Source organism: Streptomyces sp. SYSU D01066-1 (assembly GCF_054956795.1).
This window is the reverse complement of sequence record NZ_JBUDHV010000004.1, coordinates 211,471-233,640: the sequence shown is the minus strand read 5'-3', so window position 1 is coordinate 233,640 and position 22,170 is coordinate 211,471. Positions and strand designations below refer to the sequence as shown.

At 72.2% G+C, this 22,170-nt stretch carries 18 protein-coding genes and 1 tRNA gene; 10 read left to right on the top strand and 9 right to left on the bottom strand.

The window, feature by feature from the left end:
* Window positions 1-362 precede the first annotated feature (362 nt).
* Both ACY1JF_RS06450 and ACY1JF_RS06445 read right to left on the bottom strand, forming a co-directional pair.
* Window positions 363-1,625: a DUF3631 domain-containing protein gene (locus tag ACY1JF_RS06450; protein WP_462704001.1), complete on the bottom strand. Its 1,263-nt coding sequence runs from the start codon at window positions 1,623-1,625 to the stop codon at window positions 363-365.
* Between the two features lie 236 nt (window positions 1,626-1,861).
* Entirely contained in the window at window positions 1,862-2,101 is a 240-nt protein-coding gene (locus ACY1JF_RS06445) for a hypothetical protein (RefSeq protein ID WP_462704000.1), read from the bottom strand.
* Window positions 2,102-2,197: 96 nt separating this feature from the next.
* Here ACY1JF_RS06445 and ACY1JF_RS06440 point away from each other — a divergent pair, with 96 nt between their 5' ends.
* Both ACY1JF_RS06440 and ACY1JF_RS06435 read left to right on the top strand, forming a co-directional pair.
* A complete protein-coding gene (locus ACY1JF_RS06440) occupies window positions 2,198-2,878 on the top strand; it encodes a helix-turn-helix domain-containing protein (protein WP_462703999.1) in 681 nt (226 codons plus the stop codon).
* Window positions 2,875-4,548 (top strand): site-specific integrase, encoded by a 1,674-nt coding sequence (locus tag ACY1JF_RS06435; protein ID WP_462703998.1) that lies wholly within the window; start codon window positions 2,875-2,877, stop codon window positions 4,546-4,548. Before ACY1JF_RS06440 ends, ACY1JF_RS06435 begins: the two co-directional genes overlap by 4 nt.
* A gap of 47 nt (window positions 4,549-4,595) precedes the next feature.
* Here the strand turns inward: ACY1JF_RS06435 and ACY1JF_RS06430 are convergent.
* The 3 genes from ACY1JF_RS06430 to ACY1JF_RS06420 form a co-directional block, all read right to left on the bottom strand.
* Window positions 4,596-4,668, bottom strand: a tRNA-Arg gene (locus tag ACY1JF_RS06430).
* A 118-nt stretch (window positions 4,669-4,786) separates the two neighbouring features.
* Window positions 4,787-6,373: an IclR family transcriptional regulator domain-containing protein gene (locus ACY1JF_RS06425; RefSeq protein ID WP_462703997.1), complete on the bottom strand. Its 1,587-nt coding sequence runs from the start codon at window positions 6,371-6,373 to the stop codon at window positions 4,787-4,789.
* Window positions 6,374-6,446: 73 nt separating this feature from the next.
* Window positions 6,447-7,727: a M6 family metalloprotease domain-containing protein gene (locus ACY1JF_RS06420; protein WP_462703996.1), complete on the bottom strand. Its 1,281-nt coding sequence runs from the start codon at window positions 7,725-7,727 to the stop codon at window positions 6,447-6,449.
* Between the two features lie 356 nt (window positions 7,728-8,083).
* On the opposite strand from ACY1JF_RS06420, the gene ACY1JF_RS06415 reads away from it, so the two are divergent.
* Together ACY1JF_RS06415 and ACY1JF_RS06410 are read left to right on the top strand one after the other, a co-directional pair.
* Entirely contained in the window at window positions 8,084-8,734 is a 651-nt protein-coding gene (locus ACY1JF_RS06415; RefSeq protein WP_462703995.1) for a TetR/AcrR family transcriptional regulator, read from the top strand.
* 438 nt (window positions 8,735-9,172) lie between these two features.
* Window positions 9,173-10,702, top strand: a complete 1,530-nt coding sequence (locus tag ACY1JF_RS06410; protein ID WP_462703994.1) for an MFS transporter — start codon at window positions 9,173-9,175, stop codon at window positions 10,700-10,702.
* A gap of 105 nt (window positions 10,703-10,807) precedes the next feature.
* Here ACY1JF_RS06410 and ACY1JF_RS06405 read toward each other — a convergent pair whose 3' ends face one another.
* The gene (locus ACY1JF_RS06405; protein WP_462703993.1) at window positions 10,808-11,323 is read right to left on the bottom strand and encodes a MarR family winged helix-turn-helix transcriptional regulator; all 516 of its coding nucleotides are present in this window, start codon (window positions 11,321-11,323) and stop codon (window positions 10,808-10,810) included.
* A 103-nt stretch (window positions 11,324-11,426) separates the two neighbouring features.
* On the opposite strand from ACY1JF_RS06405, the gene ACY1JF_RS06400 reads away from it, so the two are divergent.
* The gene (locus ACY1JF_RS06400; protein WP_462703992.1) at window positions 11,427-12,212 is read left to right on the top strand and encodes a dioxygenase family protein; all 786 of its coding nucleotides are present in this window, start codon (window positions 11,427-11,429) and stop codon (window positions 12,210-12,212) included.
* 134 nt (window positions 12,213-12,346) lie between these two features.
* On the opposite strand, the gene ACY1JF_RS06395 is transcribed toward ACY1JF_RS06400, so the two are convergent.
* Window positions 12,347-12,865: an N-acetyltransferase family protein gene (locus ACY1JF_RS06395; protein ID WP_462703991.1), complete on the bottom strand. Its 519-nt coding sequence runs from the start codon at window positions 12,863-12,865 to the stop codon at window positions 12,347-12,349.
* A gap of 204 nt (window positions 12,866-13,069) precedes the next feature.
* Between ACY1JF_RS06395 and ACY1JF_RS06390 the strand changes: the two genes are divergently transcribed.
* From ACY1JF_RS06390 to ACY1JF_RS06370, 5 genes are all read left to right on the top strand, one after another.
* Window positions 13,070-14,068, top strand: coding sequence for a sigma-70 family RNA polymerase sigma factor (locus tag ACY1JF_RS06390; protein WP_462703990.1), 999 nt, complete (start codon window positions 13,070-13,072; stop codon window positions 14,066-14,068).
* A gap of 605 nt (window positions 14,069-14,673) precedes the next feature.
* Entirely contained in the window at window positions 14,674-15,288 is a 615-nt protein-coding gene (locus ACY1JF_RS06385; RefSeq protein ID WP_462704058.1) for a TetR/AcrR family transcriptional regulator, read from the top strand.
* A gap of 335 nt (window positions 15,289-15,623) precedes the next feature.
* Window positions 15,624-16,385, top strand: a complete 762-nt coding sequence (locus ACY1JF_RS06380) for a DeoR/GlpR family DNA-binding transcription regulator (RefSeq protein ID WP_462703989.1) — start codon at window positions 15,624-15,626, stop codon at window positions 16,383-16,385.
* Complete coding sequence (gene pfkB, locus ACY1JF_RS06375) at window positions 16,382-17,329, top strand: 1-phosphofructokinase (protein WP_462703988.1); 948 nt, start codon at window positions 16,382-16,384, stop codon at window positions 17,327-17,329. The genes ACY1JF_RS06380 and pfkB overlap by 4 nt, the downstream gene beginning before the upstream one ends.
* A 20-nt stretch (window positions 17,330-17,349) precedes the next feature.
* The gene (locus ACY1JF_RS06370) at window positions 17,350-19,485 is read left to right on the top strand and encodes a PTS fructose transporter subunit IIABC (protein ID WP_462704057.1); all 2,136 of its coding nucleotides are present in this window, start codon (window positions 17,350-17,352) and stop codon (window positions 19,483-19,485) included.
* A gap of 211 nt (window positions 19,486-19,696) precedes the next feature.
* Here ACY1JF_RS06370 and ACY1JF_RS06365 read toward each other — a convergent pair whose 3' ends face one another.
* Complete coding sequence (locus tag ACY1JF_RS06365) at window positions 19,697-20,449, bottom strand: DUF6227 family protein (RefSeq protein WP_462703987.1); 753 nt, start codon at window positions 20,447-20,449, stop codon at window positions 19,697-19,699.
* 157 nt (window positions 20,450-20,606) lie between these two features.
* Window positions 20,607-21,812 (bottom strand): L,D-transpeptidase, encoded by a 1,206-nt coding sequence (locus ACY1JF_RS06360; RefSeq protein ID WP_462703986.1) that lies wholly within the window; start codon window positions 21,810-21,812, stop codon window positions 20,607-20,609.
* Window positions 21,813-22,170 lie beyond the last annotated feature (358 nt).

Sequence of the window (22,170 nt, the reverse complement as noted above, 5' to 3'; positions counted from 1 at the left end):
GTCAAGCGGGATGCTCCTGGGGTTTGCGGTGCGATCCGTCTTGTCCGTCTTGGCCGTTGCAAGCGCAGGTCAGGGCCGGTACGGCAGGGTCTCGATGTGCCGTATCGGAGGCGTTGACGGGCTGTACGGGCCGGGACGGCACAGCGGTGTCGTGCCGTCCCGGCCAACAAGGTCTTGACCTGCGCTGATACGGCGGGGACGCGCGGGACGGCACAAGACGGATCCGGGCGGCGTCCTGGGGGTGGCAGCGCGGTTTTCTTGATCGCGTTGCCGTCTTGACTCGGTTTCCGTCCCGGCCGCATGCCGTTTGACCTGCGACATCACGGCAGGGACGGCAGGGACGCGAACCGGGGGTACGGGGCTCAGTCTGCGGCGGGGGCGGCAGGCTCGGTGTCCACTGGGTGGACAGTGGGGCAGTAGCGCCTCCAGGCATCGAGGAACTTGTTGCGCATGTAGCCCTTGCGCTGGGTTCCGTCGGCGAGGCGGACGTTGCCTGGCCTGATGTCGAACGGCCGCAGCATGTCCGACAGGTTGCGGGAGGTCAGCCCGTGACGTCCCCATTCCGCCCACGGGCTCTCGGTGTTCTGCAGCAGATGGTGCAGGAGCTCCTCCGTGGAGAGGCTGTCGACCTCCCGTTGGGCGAAGAAGATCCGTCGGATGTCGGCGAGGATCCGTGCCCCGCCGGGCTGCTCCTCCTCCACCTCGACCTCGGAGGTGACCATCCGCGCGCACGCCTCGCGGGCACGACGCGGCCAGGGCCCGGCGGCGAGGTCGGCGACGATGATCAAGGGCTCCCAGGTGTCGGCAGCCCGGTCCTCCACCGGCATCTCCGGCTCCAGGTCCGCCGCCTCGTCCAGCAGCGGGCGGGCCCAGGCAGCGATCCGGTCGCGTACGTCGTGCAGGGCCGGAGTGTCGCGGCGGGAGCGGAAGGGCTTGACGCGCTCGCCCTCCGCCCGGCGGCGCATACGGATGACCACCGACCGGTCCATGATCGTGTCGGGCAGGTCGCCGATCCCGGCGAGGGCCGCCATGGCGAAGGTGGCAAACCGGTGGGGAGTGTGGTCATTGCCGACCACCCGCGTGACGTAGCGATTGCGCTGGTGGCCGGCGTTGAGCAGGCCGCGCATCTCCTCGTTCTTCTCCGCCTGCTTCGGCGTGCCGAAGATGGTGTCCGCCTCGTCGACCAGCAGGGTGGGCGGCTCGTCGGTGATGGAGCGGAAGACCGCCGCCGGGGTGGTGTTGATGGTGAGCATCGGCTCGTGGACCGTCTCGGTCAGCACGTCCAGCAGCCGTGACTTGCCGCACCGCTTCGCCGGCCCCACCACCGCCAGGCGCGGTGCGTGCTGCCACGCGGGCTGCAGATGCGTCGCCGCCACCCACAGCGTGACCGCGTCCAGCGCCTCCGGCGAGGGCAGGATCACGAACTTGGCTATCTGCGCTCGCAGTTCGCCCAGCAGCACCGAGCCAGGCGTCGGCTCCGGATCCGGGGGCACGTCCGAAGGCTCGGCGGCTCCGGCCGGCGCGGTGTCCTCGGGTTCGCGCTGGTCGGGACTGCCCGGCACCGCGACCGGCGGCCAGGCGGCAGTACCGGGTGCGGAATAGGGCGTGGGGTGTTCGGGTTGCACTGGGCGGCTCCTCTTCCTGCGGCGCCGGGCATGCAGGCCCGGCGGGCGCGGGTCGTTCGCGGGGATGCGGGCGGTGGAGTGTGTTGGGCCTCCGGCGGTGACGCGCCGGGGGCTCACCCGTTTCACGTGGGCTGTCGGCCACGGGCGGGGAACACGGACAGTACGTCCACCCCCGGCAACAGTCCAGCGTTTCTGTGTCAGCTCAGCGCAGAACGATTTGCTACGCTGCCCCGCTTTCACGCCGCCAGCCCCAGCAGATCCAGCAGATCCGCGGTCACCACCCGGTAGGCGTTGCCGAGCCGCAGCACCTTGCACGGGTAGGCGCCCCGCTTGGCCAGCTCATAGCCCTTGCTCCGCCCGAGACCCAGAGCGCGGTTGCTCGTGTCCAGGTCAATCGCCACCGGGAGGGCAAGGAGCTCCTCCCGGCTCATCCCCTTCGAGCCCTTCGGCTGTCCGGTCGTCGCGTCGTCGCGCATGCAGTGCGCCCCTTTCGGTACAGCCCTCGGCGAACGCGGTCATCACGTCCGGCTCCAGGCGTGTACCAACCATCATGGTCAAGCTACTGTGTCTTCATGACACAACGCGGTGTGGATGCTGATGAGGACGACTTCCCGGAGTGGGCGGATCGGATCAAGGCCAACGTGGCCGGCGAAGTCCGGCGCAGAAGGAAGGAGATGGGATGGAGCGCGCAGGACCTCGCGGACCGGTGCGAGCAGCTCGGGCATCCCATCCCGCGCAACGTGATCGCCAACATGGAGTCCGGACGCCGGGCCAACCTGCCGCTGGTGGACGTCATGGTCCTGGCGGCGGCCCTGGAGACGTACCCGGTCTGCCTGATCTTCCCGGTCGGCTACGTCGACGAGACCCAGGAGCTTCCGTTCCAGGACCTCATCCCCACCTGGACCGCCCTGCGACGCTTCACCGGCGAGGAGGAGGTGCCCGGCCACGACCCCGGCCTGGTCCCCGACTTCGAGCACCACGCCAGCCTCGTGCAAACCGCCCTCGCCGCGCTCGAAGAGGAAGAACAGGCACGGTTTGCGGCCAAGACCGCCACCAGCCGCGCCCAGCAGGAAGAAGCCGAGCGCAAGCGGGCCATGTACGCCGACCAGGCCATCTCCGCCAAGTACAGCCTCCGCCACCTCCGCCGCGAGCTCCGCGAGGAGGGCGCCACCCCACCGGATCTGCCGCCCGCACTGGGCGACATCGACCGGCCCGAAGAAGAACCCAACACCACGCCGGAGGAACGCATTTGAAGGGCTCCACCCACCGCCGCTGCTACTGCCGCGACCCTCACACCGGAAAGCCGCTCGGCAAGAAGTGCCCGAAGCTCTCCAACCGTAAGCACGGCTCGTACTCCATACGCCAGGAACTCCCGCCACGCGAGGACGGCACCCGCCGCTCCTTCAGCCGCGCCGGCTACGAGTCCCTGAAGGCCGCCCAGGCCGACCTCGACCACGTCCGCGCACTCATCGGACTCGCCGATGCCGACGATGTGGAGGGCCTGTCCCAGATCGCTGACTTGCTGGAGAAGGTGGCCGACGAAAAGGCGCCACTGCCCGACATTGAGGCGACCCGCAGGCGCCTCAGTCACGGCCTGGACCTGACGAGCCGACTCACGGTCGGCGAGTGGCTGGACATGTGGCTGGCGGGCAAGAAGGGACGGCAGAGCGCCATCAGCCGCGACGAGAGCAACATCCGGGTGCACCTCAAACCGCGGATCGGGCACCTGCGGCTCGACCGCCTACGGGTCACCCACCTTTCGGAGATGTTCGAGGCCATCGCCGAGGCCAACGTCGAGATCGCGGAGGGCAACGCAGCCCGCCGCAAGGCGTTCGAGGACCTCGCCCAGATCCCGTGGAAGGGGCGCGAGCACCGCGCCCGCCGCAAGGTGATGAAAGCAGCCATCGCCGAGATGGAGCCCTACCGTCGCATCGTGGGCCCAGCCACGCGGCAGCGTGTCCGCTCCACCCTGCGGGCCGCGCTGAACGCTGCGATCGCCCAGCAGCTCATCACCTTCAACCCGGCGGCCCACGTCGAGTTGGAGGCGGGCAAGCGGCCCAAGGCCCTCGTGTGGACCGAGGAGCGCATCCTCCACTGGAAGCGCACCGGCGAGAAGCCGTCGCCGGTGATGGTCTGGACGCCGGAGCACACTGGCCTCTTCCTCGACCATGTCGCGGAGGACCGCCTGTACGCGCTGTTCCACCTGATCGCCTTCCGCGGGCTGCGACGCGGTGAGGCATGCGGCCAGAAGTGGACGGACACGCACTTGGACGCCGGGCTCATCACCGTCGCCAAGCAACTCGTGGTCGACGGCTGGGAGGTGTACGAGGACGACCCCAAGACCGACGCCGGCGCGCGGACCATCGCACTGGACTCCGACACAGTCCAGGCTCTCAAGCGGCACCGCGCCCAGCAGGACAAGGACCGCGAGGAGTGGGGGAGCGCCTGGGTGGAGACGGGGCGGGTCTTCACCAAGGAGAATGGCGAGCTGCTCCATCCCGCCAACGTCACGCGGCGGTTCATCGAGCTGTACGAGGAGATCGGCCTCCCGCCGATCCGGCTCCACGACCTCCGCCATGGCGCCGCGACCCTCGCCCATGCGGCCGGGGCCGACCTGAAGGACATCCAGGAGATGCTCGGCCACTCCTCGATCACTATCACGGCCGACACGTACACGAGCCTGCTCCCCGAAGCGGACCTGGCGATCGCCGAGGCCGCCGCTCGGCTCGTCCCGCGCGCCCGTGCCACCTCCGAGAACACCGCCCCCGAAGCGGAGCCCGAGCCCGACGACGCGGAGCATCCCGGCCCGGAGTCCGTGCCGGATGATGCTGATCCGTTGGGAGGAATTTTGGAGATCAACTCTCCGTCCGCTCACGCACCGCTCACGCAAACGGCCCCGGACGAGGAGTCCGAGGCCGAGTAGAACTCCTCCCTGGGGGAGAAACCCCAGGTCAGAGCGGTGATGCGTTGTGCCCCCGGCAGGATTCGAACCTGCGACACCCGCTTTAGGAGAGCGGTGCTCTATCCCCTGAGCTACGAAGGCCTGGGCCGCTGCTGTGGGCGGCCCAGGACAGGGTATCGGATGAGGGCGGGAGTGTGCGGGGCGGTGGGCGGGGTTGTTCCGGCGAGGGGAGGGGCTCTCCGGTGGTGGCCGGGTGGGGTCAGGTCGGGGATACGGTGCGGAAGCGGCCGGCCGTGCGCAGGTCGGTCTCGATCGCGGTGGCCGTCTCACGCAGGGCGGGCAGGAGTTCCCCGACGCAGGACTCGGGGGTGCGGCGGGACGCGTGGAGGGCGATGTCGATCGCGGCGACCGTGTGGCCGGCGCGGTCGCGCACCGGTACCGCGAGGGAGCGCAGGCCCGCTTCCAGCTCGCCGTCGGTCAGGGCGTAGCCCCGGGGGGCGTCGGCGAGCAGGACGCGGCCGAGGGCGGTGGCGGGGGCCGGGAGGCGGGTGCCGACGGTGATGTGGGCGCTGAGGACGCGGCTGGTGGCGGCGCGGGCCGTGTACTGGATCTCCTCGCCGGAGTCGGACAGGACGGCCATCGATGTCGACTCGTGGACGCGGGCGGCGAGCGCCTCCAGGTGGGGCTGGGCGATCTGCGGGAGGGAGAGGCGGGACAGGGGAGGGAAGCCGAGGGAGAGGGTCCGGGGGGTGAGGGTGAAGGTGCGGTCCGTCGGGGAGGCGGGGGTGATCAGGCCCGCGTACTCGTGTGTGATCAGGGCGCGGCGGGCCGTCGCCCGGGACAGGCCCGTCGCCTTCGCCACGTCCGTGAGGGTCAGCGCGGAGCGGCCCTCGCCGAAGGCGGTCAGCACGGTCAGGCCGCGGGCCAGGGACTCCACGAAGCCGCGGCCCAGTTCCTGTTTGGACGCGCCGGTCCACACCGCCAGGCCGGCCGGGACCGGGCCCGGCTGCGGCGGCGGGGCGGTGCGCAGGGTGTCCTCCATCGACGACACCGCCGACAGCAGGGCCGGCAGCAGGCCGTCGCGCAGGCCCGCGGCGGTGTGCCTGCTGGTGTGGCTGACCACGCTCGCCACACAGGCCATCCGCCCGGTACGGGGGTCCCGTACCGGCGCCGAGACCGCGACCAGGCCCGGTTCGATCAACTGGTCGTCCAGTGCCCAGCCGTCGGCCGCCGCCCGGGCCGTACGGCGGGTGAAGTCCTCGTCGGGGGCGGGGCGGGGGAGGGGCGGGACCGCCGGGAAGGCGGTGTCGTGCGGGTCGCTCGCGCGGCGGGTGCGCCAGTGGTGCCAGTCGGCGGGTGTCCATTCCGTCGCGAACAGCGGGCCCGGTGCGGTGCGTTCGGCCGGGAGCAGGTCGCCGATGCGGAAGCTGAGGGACATCGCCCGGCGGCGGGTGGCCTGGTGGATGAAGCGGACGCCGTCACGGTCGGCGACGGCCAGGGAGACCGACTCGTCCAGTTCGTCGGCGAGGGCGTCGGCCCGCCGGGAGAGGAGGGCCGGCAGGCGCAGGGCGGCCAGGTAGGCGTTGCCCAGTTCGGCCAGGCGCGGGGCCAGGGTCACCTCGCGGCCGTCCAGGCGGACGTAGTCCATGCGGGCCAGGGTGGCGGTGACGCGGTCGACGGTGGAACGGGCGAGGCCGGTGGCGCGTTCCAGGGCGCTGGGGCTGAGCGTGCCGTCCGCCTCGGTGAGCCGGCGCAGGACCGCGATCCCGCGCAGCAGCGGGGCGACCGCCTCGGCCGGTCCGGCGGCGGGGGTGCCGTGGGTGGCGTTCGTGGTCCTGGCGGGCATCGGGTCTCCGTACGGCGGTCTGGGCAGGCCTACCGTATGCCGCCTGCCGTACGGCGCTGCCCGGCGTCCGCTCTCAGCGTCGCGTCACCCGCACCCGGTGATCGCCCTCGAGGTCGGCGCCCGCCACCGTGACCGTCACCCCGTGGCGCGGGTCCTCGAACGTCTCGCCGGGCGTGAACGTCGCGTCCGAGAGTTCGGCGTGGACGTTGGGGCTGCGGGTGCAGCCGCCGCTGTCCCGGCGGGAGTCGTACACCTTGACCGGACCCATGCCGGTGTCCACGTCGGCGTCGACCTTGTAGACCAGGACGCCCGGCCGGCACACCGACTCGTCGTTGCCCTCGCGGGTGCGCAGTTCGACGGCGTAGCCCGAGCGGGCGTCCAGCGGGACGAAGACCAGCTTGGCGCCGCCCGCGCGGGCCAGCGGGGTGAGCGTGTACTCCCGTGTGCCCGGCGCCGACGCGCAGTGCACCTGGGCGGCGTCCAGCCAGCCCAGCTTCCACTTGTGCCAGCCGACCAGGTCGTTGTTGGCGCCCCAGTCCTCGCTCATGATGTCCCAGTGGCCGACCGCGCCGCCGCCCTCCTGGGTGTAGAGGTCGGGCAGGCCGAAGACGTGGCCGTTCTCGTGGGGGAGTACGCGGTAACCGGTCCTGTCGTAGCTGCCGGAGCCGTCGTCCTGGCGGGAGTAGACGAAGGAGGCGTTGGCGACCGGGACGCCGTCGGCGACCGGGGCCTCGTGGTTGCCGGCGAAGGTGACGGACAGGACGGTGTCCAGGGCGGAGGGGCCCGCGTTGGGGGTGACCAGGATGTTGAGGAGGTCGTAGGCGCGGAAGTCGACCTCCGGGTCGGCCGTGGCCACGATGTCCTCGACCAGGTCGCGGTAGGCCGGGTCGAAGGGGGCGCCGCGCTCTATGCCGTACTCGGCGAACGGCTTCGGCATGCGCAGCCAGTCGCGGACCGGGGCCTCGGGGCGGTAGTCGAGGCGGCCGTAGGAGCTGGTGCGGAACCACTGGCGGGTCTGCGGGAAGAACTCCCCGTAGCGGTCGAGGGCCCGGCCCTGGCCGGGGGCGTCGGAGAAGTCGACCATCAGGTTGAGGGCGCGGACGGTGCCGGTGGAGCGGGAGTAGCCGGCCGCGGTCGGCACGCCCTCCGACATCTGCACCTCGGGCCCGCCGGTGATCATGCAGGGTCCGTGCGCGGAGGAACGGGAGAGGGTGGCCGGGGCGGCGCCGGCCGCGGTGGTGCCCGGCGGGAGGGGGCCGGTGCCGGCGGAGGTGCTGACGGACAGGGTCAAGGCGGTGACGGAGAGGAAGGCGGCCACGCGGCGGGGGCGTATCCGACGGCGCTGTGGCTGCATCCAGTCCTCCCGGGGCACGGCAGCCGCCGGTCCCCGGCTGCACCCTTGGCCTCACCCTGTGCCGGGGGAGGCGGGGGCGCGCGCTGGGAAGACCGATCGTGGGTTTCCCGCCGGTAGGGGATCGGAGGCGGGGGTGGGAGGGCAGCAGGGGGTGGTTCCGCGGGCGAGCACGGCCCGGGTCGTGTGTGACGCAGGTCACTGGATATTTCCGCGAACGGGGAAATAACCGGGGATCGTTTCCCCGTTTGGATCTGTGTCCGAGCGAAACGGGGACCAGCTCCCCGGTTCGCCTCCGGCCGAGCACCACCGCTCGGCACCGGCCACGAGTGCCGGCCGCACACACGAAGGAGTACGCCGTGCAGACCGCGACCCCCGCGCAGCGCAAGGTGACCCGGCCGCGCGCCGACGCCCTGCGCAACCGGGAGCGGATCCTCACCGCCGCCCAGGAGATGTTCGTCGAGCACGGCCCCGACGTGCCGCTCGACGAGGTCGCCCGCCGGGCCGGTGTCGGCAACGCCACGGTGTACCGCAACTTCGCCGACCGTGACGCCCTCGTCCGCGAGGTCGTCTGCTCGGTCATGGACCGCGTGGCGGGGGCGGCCGAGGTCGCGCTCGCCCGCGGCGGGGACGCCTTCGAGGCGCTGGAGCGCTTCGTGCACGTCGCCGCCGACCAGCGGATCGGCGCCCTGTGCCCGATGGTCTCCAGCACGTTCGACCGGTACCACCCCGACCTGGAAGCGGCCCGCAAACGGGTCGAGGGGCTCGTCGGCCAGATGATGGACCGGGCCAGGACGGCCGGCCAGCTACGGGGCGACGTGGGCGTCGGCGACCTGCTGATGGCCGTGGTCCAGCTCAGCCGGCCGCCGGCCGGTACGCGGTGCCTGGGCGGCGACCGCTTCACCCACCGTCATCTCCAGCTGTTCCTGGACGGGTTGCGGGCTCCCGCCCGCTCCGCCCTGCCGGGTGCGGCCATCACCGTGGAGGATCTGCGCCGGCCCCGCGAATAGTCCCGTACGCGTCGCCTCATCCGTCCGAATGCGTCCGCACCGCTCGCCGGTCCGGCGTCCCGGTTCCGAACCTGGTCCGGGTGCCGGCCCCGAAAGCCCTCAGGCCGTCAGGCCGCCAGGCTCTCAGGTCGTGAGTGTGGACGGGCCGTGGCCGTGATCCGGTCGTGCCCGCTCCCGCCGGGCGCTCCGCACCTCGCACTCCTACTTCGCACCCGCACCTCGCACCCGCGTCCATGCCGACACCGACGTCGGTTACGACACCGGCACCGACACCGACATCGACGCCGACTTTGACATCAACATCAACGTCGGCGTCGGCATCCACGTCTTCACCAATGTCCTCATCCTTATCCACGTCTTCACCTGCATCGACTCAGCATTTCGCCTTTCCGTCTTCGTCCCGTTCTTCCGTCACAACGTCCCGAAGTGGGTACCTCCATGTCCGAAGCAGCCGTCAAGGCTCCCGGCGTCCCCGACCCCGGCCGCTGGAAAGCGCTCGTCTTCATCGCGCTCGCCCAGCTGATGGTCGTCCTCGACTCGACCATCGTGAACATCGCCCTGCCCTCCGCCCAGCAGGACCTCGGCATCTCCGACGGCAACCGCCAGTGGGTCGTCACGGCCTACGCGCTCGCCTTCGGCGGACTGCTGCTGTTCGGCGGCCGGATAGCCGACCTGTGGGGCCGCAAGCGCACCTTCGTCGTCGGGCTGATCGGCTTCGCGCTGGCCTCCGCGCTGGGCGGCGCCGCCACCAACGAGGCGATGATGTTCGGCGCCCGCGCCCTCCAGGGTGCCTTCGGCGCGCTGCTCGCGCCCGCCGCGCTCTCCCTGCTCGCCGTGACCTTCACGGACGCCAAGGAGCGGGCCAAGGCGTTCGGCATCTACGGCGCCATCGCCGGCGGCGGTGCCGCCGTCGGTCTGATCCTCGGCGGTTTCCTCACCGAGTACCTGGACTGGCGCTGGACGTTCTTCGTCAACATCCCGTTCGCCGTCGTCGCCGCGGCCGGTGCCTGGTTCGTCGTCAACGAGCCGACGGGCAGCCGCAACCGCTCGGCGCTCGACGTCCCCGGCGTCGTCCTGTCCACCCTGGGCCTGGTCGCGCTGGTCTACGGCTTCACCCGCGCCGAGTCCGAGGGCTGGAGCGAGGCCACGACGGTCGGCATGTTCGTCGCCGCCGCCGTGCTGCTGATCGCCTTCGTGTTCGTCGAGTCCCGGGTGAAGGCCCCGCTGCTGCCGCTGCGCGTGGTCGCCGACCGCAACCGCGGCGGCATCTACCTCTCCCTCGGCCTGGCCATCATCGGCATGTTCGGCCTGTTCCTGTTCCTCACCTACTACCTCCAGGTCGTCAAGGGCTACTCGCCGGTCAAGACCGGTTTCGCCTTCCTGCCGATGGTCGCGGGCATGGTCACGGGCTCCACCCAGATCGGCGCCCGCCTGCTGACCCGCGTCCGGCCGCGGTTCCTGATGGGCCCCGGCTTCCTGGTCGCCTCGGTCGGCATGCTGCTGCTGACCCAGCTGGAGATCGACACGTCCTACGCCGCGGTGCTGCTGCCCGGCATGCTGCTGCTCGGCCTCGGCATGGGTACGGCGTTCATGCCGGCCATGTCCATGGCCACGCAGGGCGTGCGGCCGCAGGACGCCGGTGTCGCCTCCGCGATGGTCAACACCTCCCAGCAGGTGGGCGGCGCGATCGGTACGGCGCTGCTGAACACGATCGCCGCCTCGGCCACCACGTCCTACATCGCCGACCACATCGGCGGCGCCACCGGCCGGGCCCAGCAGCAGCTGGTCCAGCTCCAGGGACAGGTGCAGGGCTACACCAGCGCGATCTGGTTCGCCGTCGGCATCCTGGTCGCGGCAGGCGTGATCGCCCTGACCCTCGTCAACGCCCCCCGTCCGGGCGGCGGCGCGGTCGCCTCCTCCGGCGCGGGCGCCGAGGACGAGCTGCCGGTCCCGGTCGTCGCCCACTGACACCGGGACGCCGTACCCCTTCGGGCGCCACCCGGCACCGCTCGTACGTACGAGGAGGGGACGCCTCGTACGTACGGCCTCGGCGGACCTGTCCCGGTCGCGCGCTCAGCGCAGCCAGGGCAGGTCCGCGCCCGCTTCGGCGGGCTGGAGTCCCTCGGCGACGATCCGCATGATCTCGCCGAGGGACTCCTGCTGTTCGGGGGTGAGCCGGTCGAACACGGCCTGGCGGACGGCGGCCACATGTCCCGGCGCGGTCCGCTCCAGCACCGCGTACCCCTCGTCGGTGAGCACCGCGAACTGGCCCCGCTTGTCGGAGGGGCAGTCCTCGCGGCGCACCCAGCCGTTCTTCTCCAGCCGCGCCACCGCGTGCGAGAGCCGGGACCGGGTGATCTTCGCGGACCGGGCCAGCTCCGTCATCCGCAGCCGTCGCCGGGGCGACTCGCCGAGCTTGACCAGCAGCCCGTAGTAGACGTGCGGCATCCCCGCGTCCCGCTGGAGCTGGCGGTCGAGATGGTCCTCCAGCAGGGTCGCCGCCTCGATGTACGAACGCCAGACGAGCTGCTCACCGGGGGTGAGCCAGCGCGGCCCGCCGGCGGATGCGGGGGTGGGTGCCGTGTTCATGCGTCCACTGTACGAAACCATTTCTTGAAGATTAAACAAATGGGGTGTAGCCTCTTCCCCGGATGAGCTTGATACTTCAAGCAAGTGCGAGGGAGCCGCCGTCATGACCGCCGCCACCCGGGAGCGCATGCCCGCCCTCTACCTCAGCCACGGCGCCCCGCCCCTCGCCGACGACCCCGTCTGGCCCGGCCAGCTTGCCGCCTGGTCCGCCGCGCTGCCGCGCCCGAAGGCGATCCTGGTCGTCTCCGCCCACTGGGAGGAGGCCCCGCTCGCCCTCGGCGCGGTCGAGACCGTTCCGCTCGTCTACGACTTCTGGGGCTTCCCCGAGCACTACTACCGGGTGCGCTACGAGGCTCCGGGCGCCCCCGCGCTCGCCGAGTCCGTCCGCAAGCTGCTGCGCGCCCCCGGCACGCCCGTGCAGGACGTCCCGGACCGCGGCCTGGACCACGGCGCGTACGTCCCGCTCGTCGAGATGTACCCCGACGCCGACCTGCCCGTCCTCCAGGTCTCCCTGCCGACCCTCGACCCGGTCCGGCTGATGGGGATCGGGCGGCGGTTGGCACCCCTGCGCGACGAGGGCGTCCTGATCCTCGGCTCCGGCTTCTTCACCCACAACCTGGCCGCCCTGCGGCAGGCCGGGACCCCGGCGTGGTCCACCGAGTTCGACGACTGGGGGCGGCGCGCGCTGGACGCCGGTGACGTGGACGCCCTGCTCGACTTCGGGCACAAGTCCCCGGCGGGCCGGCTCGCCCACCCGCGCACCGAGCACTTCGCCCCGCTGTTCGTGACGCTGGGCGCGGCGGACGCGGCCGGCGAGCTGGGCACCCAGCGGTCGGTGATCGACGGGTTCTGGATGGGGCTGGCCAAGCGGTCCGTGCAGTTCGGGTGACCGGGGCGGGGGTGGGGGTGTGACGGGGCCCGGGCCGGGGTCGGGACCGGGGCTGTGACGGGGGCCGGGACAGAGGCCGGGGCCGGGACAGAGGCCGGGGCCGGGGCTGTGGCCGGGACCGGGACCGGAGCCGGCTACAGCTCCTTCTCGTACCAGGCCACGTCCCAGTACCGTCCGAACTTGCGGCCCACCTCCCGGTACGTGCCGACGTGCCGGAAGCCGAACCGCTCGTGCAGCCGGACCGACGCCTCGTTGGGCTGGGCGATGCCCGCGTAGGCGCGGTGCACGTCCTCGCCGGCCAGGGCCTCGAAGAGGGACCGGTAGAGCAGGGTGCCGATGCCCCGGCGCCCGGCCCCGGGCGCCACGTAGACCGTGGTCTCCACGGAGGTGGCGTACGCGGGCTTGGGCCGCAGGGGACTCGACGTGGCGTACCCGAGGATCCCCGGTGAGTCCGCGTCCGCGGCAACCATCAGGCGATGCGGTCCGTCTACAGGGTGGGAGAGCAGCCACGGGCGGCGCTCCCGCGGGGTGAAGACCCTGGTGTCGAAGGTGACGGGCGTCTCACTCACATAGTGGTTGTAGAGGTCGGTGAGGGCCCCGAGATCCCCCTCGACCCCCGGCCTGACCTGGACCTCCGTACCCTCTGGCGGCATCACGCCTCCTCGTGTGGCGGCACAGGGTACTGCATGATCAGAAAAATTGGGTGACGGGTTGGGAATTCTGTCCGGATTCCAGTCGTTGTTTCCATCGGATGCAGGGCACCCGACCAGAGTCCGGAACCACCACCGAACCAGCCGGGAGGGCACCCGGAGTCCACGGAACCACCCGCTGACCCCCACCATCGCAAGGGAGCACGCATGGCAACCCGTGCCGTCGCCCGTCGTAAGTCCGCCGCCGGCGAGACGAGCGACGCGGCAACCAGCGTCCGCGCCAACGGCGGCGAGCTCGCCGACCGCGATCTGGTCGGCATGTACCTCGACGAGATCGCGCGTACACCGCTGCTCGACGCCGCCAAGGAGGTCGAGCTGTCCCAGACCATCGAAGCGGGTGTGTTCGCACGACAGGTTCTTGAAGGCTACGAGGAGACCGAGGCGGACGCCAGTCGTGAGGAGCTCCAGGCACTGGTCGACGAGGGCGAGCGGGCGAAGGACGTCTTCATCCGCTCCAACCTCCGCCTGGTCGTCGCCGTCGCCCGCCGCTACCCCCGCAGCGGCCTGCCGCTCCTCGACCTGATCCAGGAGGGCAACGCCGGCCTGGTCCGCGCGGTCGAGAAGTTCGACTACCGCAAGGGTTTCAAGTTCTCCACGTACGCCACGTGGTGGATCCGGCAGGCCATCACCCGGTCGATCGCCGACCAGTCCCGCACCATCCGGCTCCCCGTCCACCTGGTGGAGGAGCTGGGCCGCATCCGCCGCGTGCAGCGCGAGTTCGCCCGCGAGCACGGCCGCGAGCCGGAGCACGCCGAGATCGCCGCCGAGCTGGGTTCCACGCCGGAGCGCGTCACCGACGTGCTCGACTGGGCCCGCGACCCGGTCTCGCTGAACATGCCGGTGGACGACGAGGGCGAGACCCAGTTCGGCGACCTGCTGGAGGACTCCTCCGCCGTGTCGCCCGAACAGTCCGTGATGACGCTGCTGCGCAGCGAGGAACTGGACGACCTGATCGGCCGCCTCGACCCGCGCACGGCCTCCATCATCAAGATGCGCTACGGCATCGAGGACGGCCGGGAGCGTACGCTGACCGAGGTCGGCAAGGAGCACGGACTGACCCGTGAGCGCATCCGGCAGATCGAGAAGCACGCGCTGCTGGAGCTGAAGAAGCTGGCCCGTGACACCGGATTCGAGGCTGCGGCGTAACCCGGCCGTACGCCGGGTGGTGCGAGGCCGCGTGGAGGCGACGAAGATGGCCGTGTGACGCCGCTTCAAACGGCGAGACCTGGGAACAAGCATTCAGGGCCCGTCAACGCGGGCTCCCGAGTGCCTGACGGTCACCGCGTCATCTTGTGGTCACCTCGCGCGTACTCGTCGGCCCCCGGCCCCAGAGACCACGTCCCGTCGCACTCCCCCCGGCGCCGGGACCTCCCCAGCCGGGCTCGGCGCTCTCCCCCCGGGCGCCCGAGCCCGGCTCCTTCCTGTCCCGGCCCGCCCGGACACGCCTGAGGGACGGGGCACCCCGGACCTGAACCCCGGGGTGGCCCGCCGGATGGCAGATTCTGCCACAGAGGCATAAATTGACGAAGGTGAGCAGCACCACCTCCGAGCCCCGCCGTCCCGCCGCTTCCGCGCCGCCGGCGTCCACTTCCGTGCCGCCGGTCTCCGCTTCCGTGCCGCCGGCGCCTGCTTCCGCGCCGTCGGTGCCCGCCCCCGTGCCGCCGGTCCCCGCTCCCGCCCCCGGCTCTTCCCGTCCCGCTCCCGCCCCGGCCGCCCTGTCGCTGACCGAACGGCGCAAGGCCGAGACGCGGATGGAGATCGCGCGGGCCGCCGCCCGGCTCTTCGTACGGCAGGGGCCGCGGGCCACCCGCGCCGAGGACATCGCCCAGGCCGCCGGGGTCGCCCCGCGCACCTTCTACCGCTACTTCGCGACCAAGGAGGAGGCGGTGACCCCGCTCTACGCGGCGGGCGCCCGGCTCTGGGCGGAGGCGGTACGGGACGCCCCCGCGGAACTGTCCCCGCCGGAGGCCCTCGACCACGCGACACGGCACGTGCTGACGCCCGGCACCGAGGTGTCGGCCGCCTCCTGGGAACGGACGCGCGCGCTGATCCGGCTCGCCGGGACCAGCCCGGCCCTGCGGAAGGTGTGGGCGGAGGTCTGCCACACCTCGGAGAGCCCCCTCGCCCAGGTGCTGGCCCTGCGTGTGGCTCACGGTGACGACAACGTTGCCGCCCGCCTGATGACCTCACACCGGCTGAGTTTCCCCGCCGCCGTGGCGGTGGCGGCCGTACGGGTGGCCGTGGAGCAGTGGGCCGCCGACGAACAGCCGGGGAGCGCCGGCCGGAGCCCCCTCGACGCGGCCCTGCGCCATCTGGAGACGCTGCGCTGCTTCCCGTGGGGGGCGCTTGTGGAGACGCCTGACTGAGCGGGGGAGGGGCGGGGCCGAGGGGACCTCTGTCGTCTCTGGCCGCTCTACCGTCTCAGGTTGCTCTGGCCGCTCTGACCGCTCCGGTCTCCTCGGCCGCCCTGGTCATCCCAGCCCCCTCAGCCGCCCTGGTCGTCCCGCTCACCCGCGCTTCCCCGGCGCCCCGCGCGCCCTCCTCCCCCTGGCCGAGGCGTGACCCGGGCGCGGCATGCCCACGCACGCCCGGACATGCCCGTACGTGCCCGAACATGCCCGACCCTGTTTACTTTCCGGACTTTCGGACATAACCTTGCCCCCGAAACCACACGTTCGGGCATGATCGGAGGCAGACGGGCATGTACGCACCGGAGCGGCAGCAGGAGATTCTCCGGCTCGCCCGGGACGGCGGCCGGGTGGACGTGGTGTCGCTGGCGGAGGAGTTCCAGGTGACGGCGGAGACCATCCGCCGGGACCTGAAGGCCCTGGACCGGGCCGGGCTGCTCCGCCGGGTGCACGGCGGCGCGATCCCCGCCGGGCGCCTCGACTTCGAACCGGACCTCGCCGAGCGCGAGACCACCGCCGCCGACGAGAAGGACCGCATCGCGGGGGCCGCCCTCGCGGAACTGCCGGCCGACGGCACCGTCATCCTGGACGCCGGGTCCACGGTGGCCCGGCTGGCCGCCGCCGTACCGCCCGAGGCGTCGCTCACCGTCGTCACGCACAGTCTGCCCGTCGCCGCCCGCCTCGCCGACCACCCCGGCATCCAGCTCCACCTGGTCGGCGGACGCGTCCGGCACCGCACCCGCGCCGCCGTCGACGCCTGGGCGCTGCGCGCGTACGGCGAGATCCGCGCCGACGTGGCCCTGGTCGCCGCCAACGGCTTCTCCGCCGCACACGGCCTGACCACCCCCGACCTCGCCGAGGCCGCCGTCAAGCGGGCCGCCGTCGCCGCCGCCCGCCGCGTGGTGCTGCTCGCCGACTCCACCAAGTACGGGCAGGAGCACTTCGCCCGCTTCGGCGGTCTGCCGGACGTGGACCTGCTGATCACCGACAGCGGGCTGAGCCCGGACGACGCCGCCGCCATCGAGCGCGGCGGCACGGAAGTGGTACGCGCATGATTCTCACCGTCACCCCCAACCCGTCCCTGGACCGCACCTACGAGGTCCCCGCCCTCGACCGGGGCGAGGTCGTCCGCGCCACCGGCGAACGCGTCGACCCCGGCGGCAAGGGCGTCAACGTCTCCCGCGCGGTCACCGCCGCCGGCCGCCGCACGGTCGCCGTCCTGCCGCTCGGCGGGGCACCGGGCGCCCTCGTCGCCGACCTGCTCCACGCACAGGGCATCGAGGTCGCGGCCGTACCGGTCGCCGGGGCCACCCGCTCCAACATCGCCCTCGCCGAGGCGGACGGCGTCCTCACCAAGATCAACGCACCCGGCCCCGAACTGTCGGCGGCCGAACGCGAACTCCTCCTGGAGACCGTACGGCGCCTGTCCGGCAACGCCGACTGGATCGCCTGCTGCGGCAGCCTGCCGCGCGGCCTCTCCCCCTCCTGGTACGCCGAACTGGTCGCCCGCGCCCACACCGCCGGGGTCCGGATCGCGCTGGACACCTCCGGACCGGCGCTGCTGCGCGCCCTGCCCGAGCGTCCCGACGTGGTCAAGCCCAACGCCGGGGAACTGTCCCAGGCCGTCGGCCGGCCGCTGGCCACCGTCGGGGACGCGGTCAAGGCCGCCGAGGAACTGCGCGCTCTCGGCGCGCGGGCGGTGCTGGCCAGCCTCGGCGCCGACGGCCAGCTGCTCGTGTCCGAGGAGGGCACCTGGTTCGGCACCGCCCAGGTGGCCGCCGTCCGCAGCAACGTGGGGGCCGGTGACGCCTCGCTCGCCGGCTTCCTGACCGCGGGCGGTACCGGACCCGAGGCACTGGCCTCGGCGGTCGCGCACGGCGCGGCGGCCGTCGGCCTGCCCGGCAGCGTGATGCCGGCCCCCGCCGACCTGGACCCGGCGGCCGTCACGGTCTCGGCCGACGTGCCGGCGGACCGACCCCTGAAGGAACCGGTGTCATGACACCCGTGAAGGAGCCCGCGATGAGCGACCTGATCAACGCCGACCTGGTCGACCTCGACCTCGACCGGTCCGCCGACAGCAAGGAGGCGGCGGCCCGCTCGCTCGCCGAGCGGATGGCGGCACTGGGCCGGGTGACCGACCTGGACGGCTTCCTCGCCGACGTGGCCGCCCGGGAGGCGCAGATGCCGACCGGCCTCGACGGCGGCATCGGCATCCCGCACTGCCGCAGCGCACACGTCACCGAGCCGACGCTCGCCTTCGGGCGCAGCGCCCGGGGCATCGACTTCGGGGCGCCGGACGGACCGGCCGACCTGGTCTTCCTGATCGCCGCGCCGGCCGGCGCCGACGACGCCCACCTGACGATCCTGTCCTCGCTCGCCCGGCAGCTGATGAACACCGAGTTCACGGACGCCCTGCGGGCGGCACAGGACGCGGGCGCGGCGGTGGCGCTGATCCGGGGGGAGGAGACGCCGGAGCCGTCCCGGGCGGTGCCGGGGGAGGAGACGCCGGAGCCGTCCCGGAGCGCGGCAGGGGAAGGGACACCGGAAGCCTCCTCGCCGGAGACCTCCTCGTCGGAAGCGCCCTCCGGAACACCGACGGGTGAGGCGCCGTTCCGTATCGTCGCCGTCACCTCCTGCCCCACCGGCATCGCCCACACCTACATGGCGGCCGAGGCACTGGAGAACGCGGCCCGCGACGCGGGTGTCGAACTCGTCGTCGAGACCCAGGGATCGGCCGGTTTCACCCGGCTCGACCCCGCCCTGATCGAGGCCGCCGACGGCGTCATCCTCGCCCACGATGTGGCCGTACGGGACAAGGCCCGGTTCGCCGGGAAGGCCACCGTCGACACCGGCGTCAAGGCGGCCGTCAGCCGGCCCGCCGAACTGATCGCCGAGGTCCGCGCCAAGGCGGCCCGCGGCGAGGTCACGTCGGGCGCCACACCCGTCGAGCGCACCGGCGACTCCCACGAGGGCTACGGCAGCAGGCTGCGCAAGTGGCTGATGTCCGGCGTCAGCTACATGGTCCCGTTCGTCGCCGCCGGCGGCCTCCTCATCGCCCTCGGCTTCGCGATCGGCGGCTACGAGATCAACAAGGCGCCCTCGGTCATGGACCACTTCCTGTGGACCCAGGCCGACAGCTGGGCGGCGCTGCTGTTCCAGATCGGCAACGTGGCCTTCGGCTTCCTCGTCCCCGTACTCGCCGGATACATCGCCTACGGCATGGCCGACCGGCCCGGTCTCGTCCCCGGCTTCGTCGGCGGATCCATCGCGCTGACGATCGAGGCGGGCTTCCTCGGCGGACTGGCGGCCGGACTGCTCTCCGGCGCCGTCGTCCTGGCGATCCAGCGGGTACGCATCCCGGTCCCGCTGCGCGGCATCATGCCGGTCGTGGTCATCCCGCTGATCTCGTCCGCGGTGATCGGGTTCCTGATGTTCGTGGTGATCGGCAAGCCCATCGCCTCCGCGCAGAAGGCGATGACCGACTGGCTCGGCGGACTGTCCGGCACCAACGCCGTACTGCTCGGCGCGCTGCTCGGCCTGATGATGTGCTTCGACCTCGGCGGCCCCGTCAACAAGGTCGCCTACGCCTTCGCCACCGCCGGCATCGCGGTCGCCGACCCCAGTGACTCCGCGATGAAGATCATGGCGGCGGTGATGGCGGCCGGCATGGTCCCGCCGCTGGCGATGGCCCTGGCGACGACCGTGCGCGGCAAGCTGTTCGACACCACCGAGCGGGAGAACGGCAAGGCCGCCTGGGTGCTGGGCGCGTCCTTCATCTCCGAGGGCGCCATCCCGTTCGCCGCGGCCGACCCGCTGCGGGTCATCCCGTCCTCCATGGTGGGCGGCGCGCTCACCGGCGCGCTGTCGATGACCTTCGACGCGACCCTGCGCGCCCCGCACGGCGGTGTCTTCGTGGTCCCGTTGATCGGCAGCCCGCTGCTGTACCTGGTCGCGGTCGCGGCGGGCGTCTGCGCCACCACGGCCCTGGTGGTCCTGCTGAAGAGCCTGCGCACCCGGACACCGGGCACGCGGACCGCCGGGGAAACCGACGGCACCGCGCCGTCCGCACCGGCGGCCACGGAGGCTAAGGCGGCGACGGAGACGAAGGCGGCGACGGAGGCTAAGGCGGCCACGGAGGCGGCGGCGCGGGCGTAGGGACCTCCGCTCACAGCACACGGCCGGTCCGGACGGGCGGCGTCGCACCGGCGACGCCGCCCGCTGTTCCTCTGCCGGCCGGGCGGCGCCGGAGCAGCCCCGCCGCCCACGGTCCGCCTGCCCGCCACCTGCGGTCCGTCCGTCTGCCGCCCGCCCGTTGCCCACGGTCCGCCCGCCCACCGCCCGCGGTCCGTCCGTCTGCCGCCCGGCGTCAGGACAGCCGCGCCGCCCGCCGTTCCATCGCACGCCGGGCGGCGTCCTCGCTGACGTACACCTCGCACATGTGCCGCCCGTCGGGCGTCGCCGTGTGCTCGACCTCCCAGAGGGAGACCTCCTCGCCGCCCCGCAGCAGGAACGCGTGCTCGTAGAGCGAGAAGGGCAGCCCCGCGCGGCCCGCCCGGCTGGGGCGGCCGAACGCCTGCGTGATCCGGTGCGCGCACGCCGTCGACAGCCGCTCGGCGGTGTCCGCGCCGGGCCGGTCCGCGTTCTCCGCGCGGCGCAGCAGCCGGCGCGCGTGGTCCGCCGAGCCCTCGGACAGATACCCGAGACGCGGAACGGGCACCGGGGACAACTCGACCTGCACCACCACCGGCAGCTCGAAGGCCGGCGCGTCCGCGGGCAGCGCGAGCCGGGCGGTGGCGGTGCGCAGCTCCTCCTCGTCGACGTAGACCTCGTGCCGCGCCTCGCCGCCCCGGGCCGTGTTGTGGACCAGCTCCCACAGGGTGAGCGCCGAGCCGTCGGCGAGCAGCCAGGTGTGCCGGTACGTCTCACGGTGCAGCCCCGCGCTGTGGTGCGCGGAGTGCAACGAGGCGTCGTGCGCCAACGCGCAGTCCAGTCTGTCGAGCGTGTCGTCGGGCAGTTCGAACGAGTTCAGGGCGCGGCCGAGCAGTCGCGCGAGGTGCTCCTGAGGAGACTCGGGCGACTCGGGTGGTTCGTACGCTGCGGTCTCGTACGGAACGCTCAAGGTCTCTCCCGGCGTTGCTGCATGTCACCTTGTGGGTGCATACCGTAGCCCCTCGATCGGACATCATGTCCGGGAACCAGGAAAACGTACGCATGAAAAACACGCGCCCCGCGCGAAAAGTTCCCGCGCGGGGCCGCGTACGCTCAAAATCCGCTGCTCAGACGGCGCTTCCGGCGATCCACTCGCTCCATGCCATGTTCCAGCCGTTGAGTCCGTTGTCCGGTGCGACCGTCTTGTCCGCCGAGTTCTTGACGATCACGACGTCCCCGATGAGCGAGTTGTCGTAGAACCACGCGGCCTCGGTGTCCCCCTGCGCGCCCTGTACGTCGGCCAGGCCGACGCAGCCGTGACTGGTGCCCTGGCTGCCGAAGGGCGGATTGCCCCTGCTGTACCAGTAGTTGCCGTGGACGAAGGTCCCGGAGGTCGTCAGCCGCATCGCGTGCGGCACGTCCGGGATGTTGTACTCGTTGCCCAGCCCGACCGTCTGGCTGTCCATCTGCGTCTCCACGAACTTCTCGGAGATCACCATCTGCCCGTTGTAGGTGGTGTGCTCCGGGCTGCCCGCCGAGATCGGGACCGTCCTGACGGTGCTGCCGTCGCGCACGACCGTCATGGTCTGGGTGGCGGCGTCGACCGTGGAGACCTGGGAGCGGCCGACGGTGAAGGTGAAGGTCTTCCGCTGCACTCCGTGGATGCCGGCGGCGCCCTCGACACCGTCCAGGTCGATCCTCGTCGTCACCTTCGAGCCGGCCTTCCAGTACTCCTCGGGCCGGAAGTCGAGCCGCTGGGAGCCGAACCAGTGCCCGACCACCTTCTGTCCGCTGCTGGAGGTGACCTCGATGCCCGACTGCACGGCCTTCTTGTCGGTGATCGCCTTGTCGAACGTGAACGACACCGGCATGCCGACACCCACCGTCGTCCCGCCGTCCGGCGTGTACGTGCCGATGAAGCTGTTCTCCTCGGAGACGGTGGTGAAGGTCGAGTCGGCGGTGAGCCTCTTGCCGTCGTCCGCCTTCGCCACCGCCGTGATCCGGTACTCCGTCCCGCGCTCCAGCCGCTCCTTCGGCTTCCAGCTCGCCCCGTCCCCGGCCACGGCCCCCGGCACCTCCGCGCCCGATTCCACCGCCGTCATGCGCACGTCGGTCAGCGTGCCGTCGCTGACCTCGACGCCGGTGCTGTTGATCGACGCGCCGGTCGAGCCGTCCTTCGCCGAGATGGAGATCTCGGCGCTGCTCCCCTTGGGGTCGGTGCCGGGGTCGGCGCTGGCGTCACCACCGCAGGCGGTGAGGGCGAGGGCGCCGACCAACAGGACGGCACTGGCCCCCAGTGCGCGCCGCCGCTTAGCTGTGTCCGGCGTTGTCACGGGCTGCTCCAGGTTCGTGCGAAGTACGCGGTCCGTATCCAGTACGTGGGAGAAGAGCGGTCCCGCGCCGATGGGGTTCCCGCCGTTCCTGACGGAGGTCACCGCGTGACACAACGGCGACAATGTGGCGGACCCGACGCCCGCCGACGCGAAGACCGCCCGGCCCACGCCGACGGCTCCACCTCAGGGACCTTCCCCGGGAACCCGGACACAGCCGCTCGCCCACCTGCCCACCTGCCTGCCTGTCTGTCTGCCTGTCTGCCAGACGAGCACCACACCCAGGCCCTGCCCTACGGGCCCCGGCCCACCGCGCCACCCACTGCTCCCCGACCGCGACCGAACGCATGGGGTGGGGGTG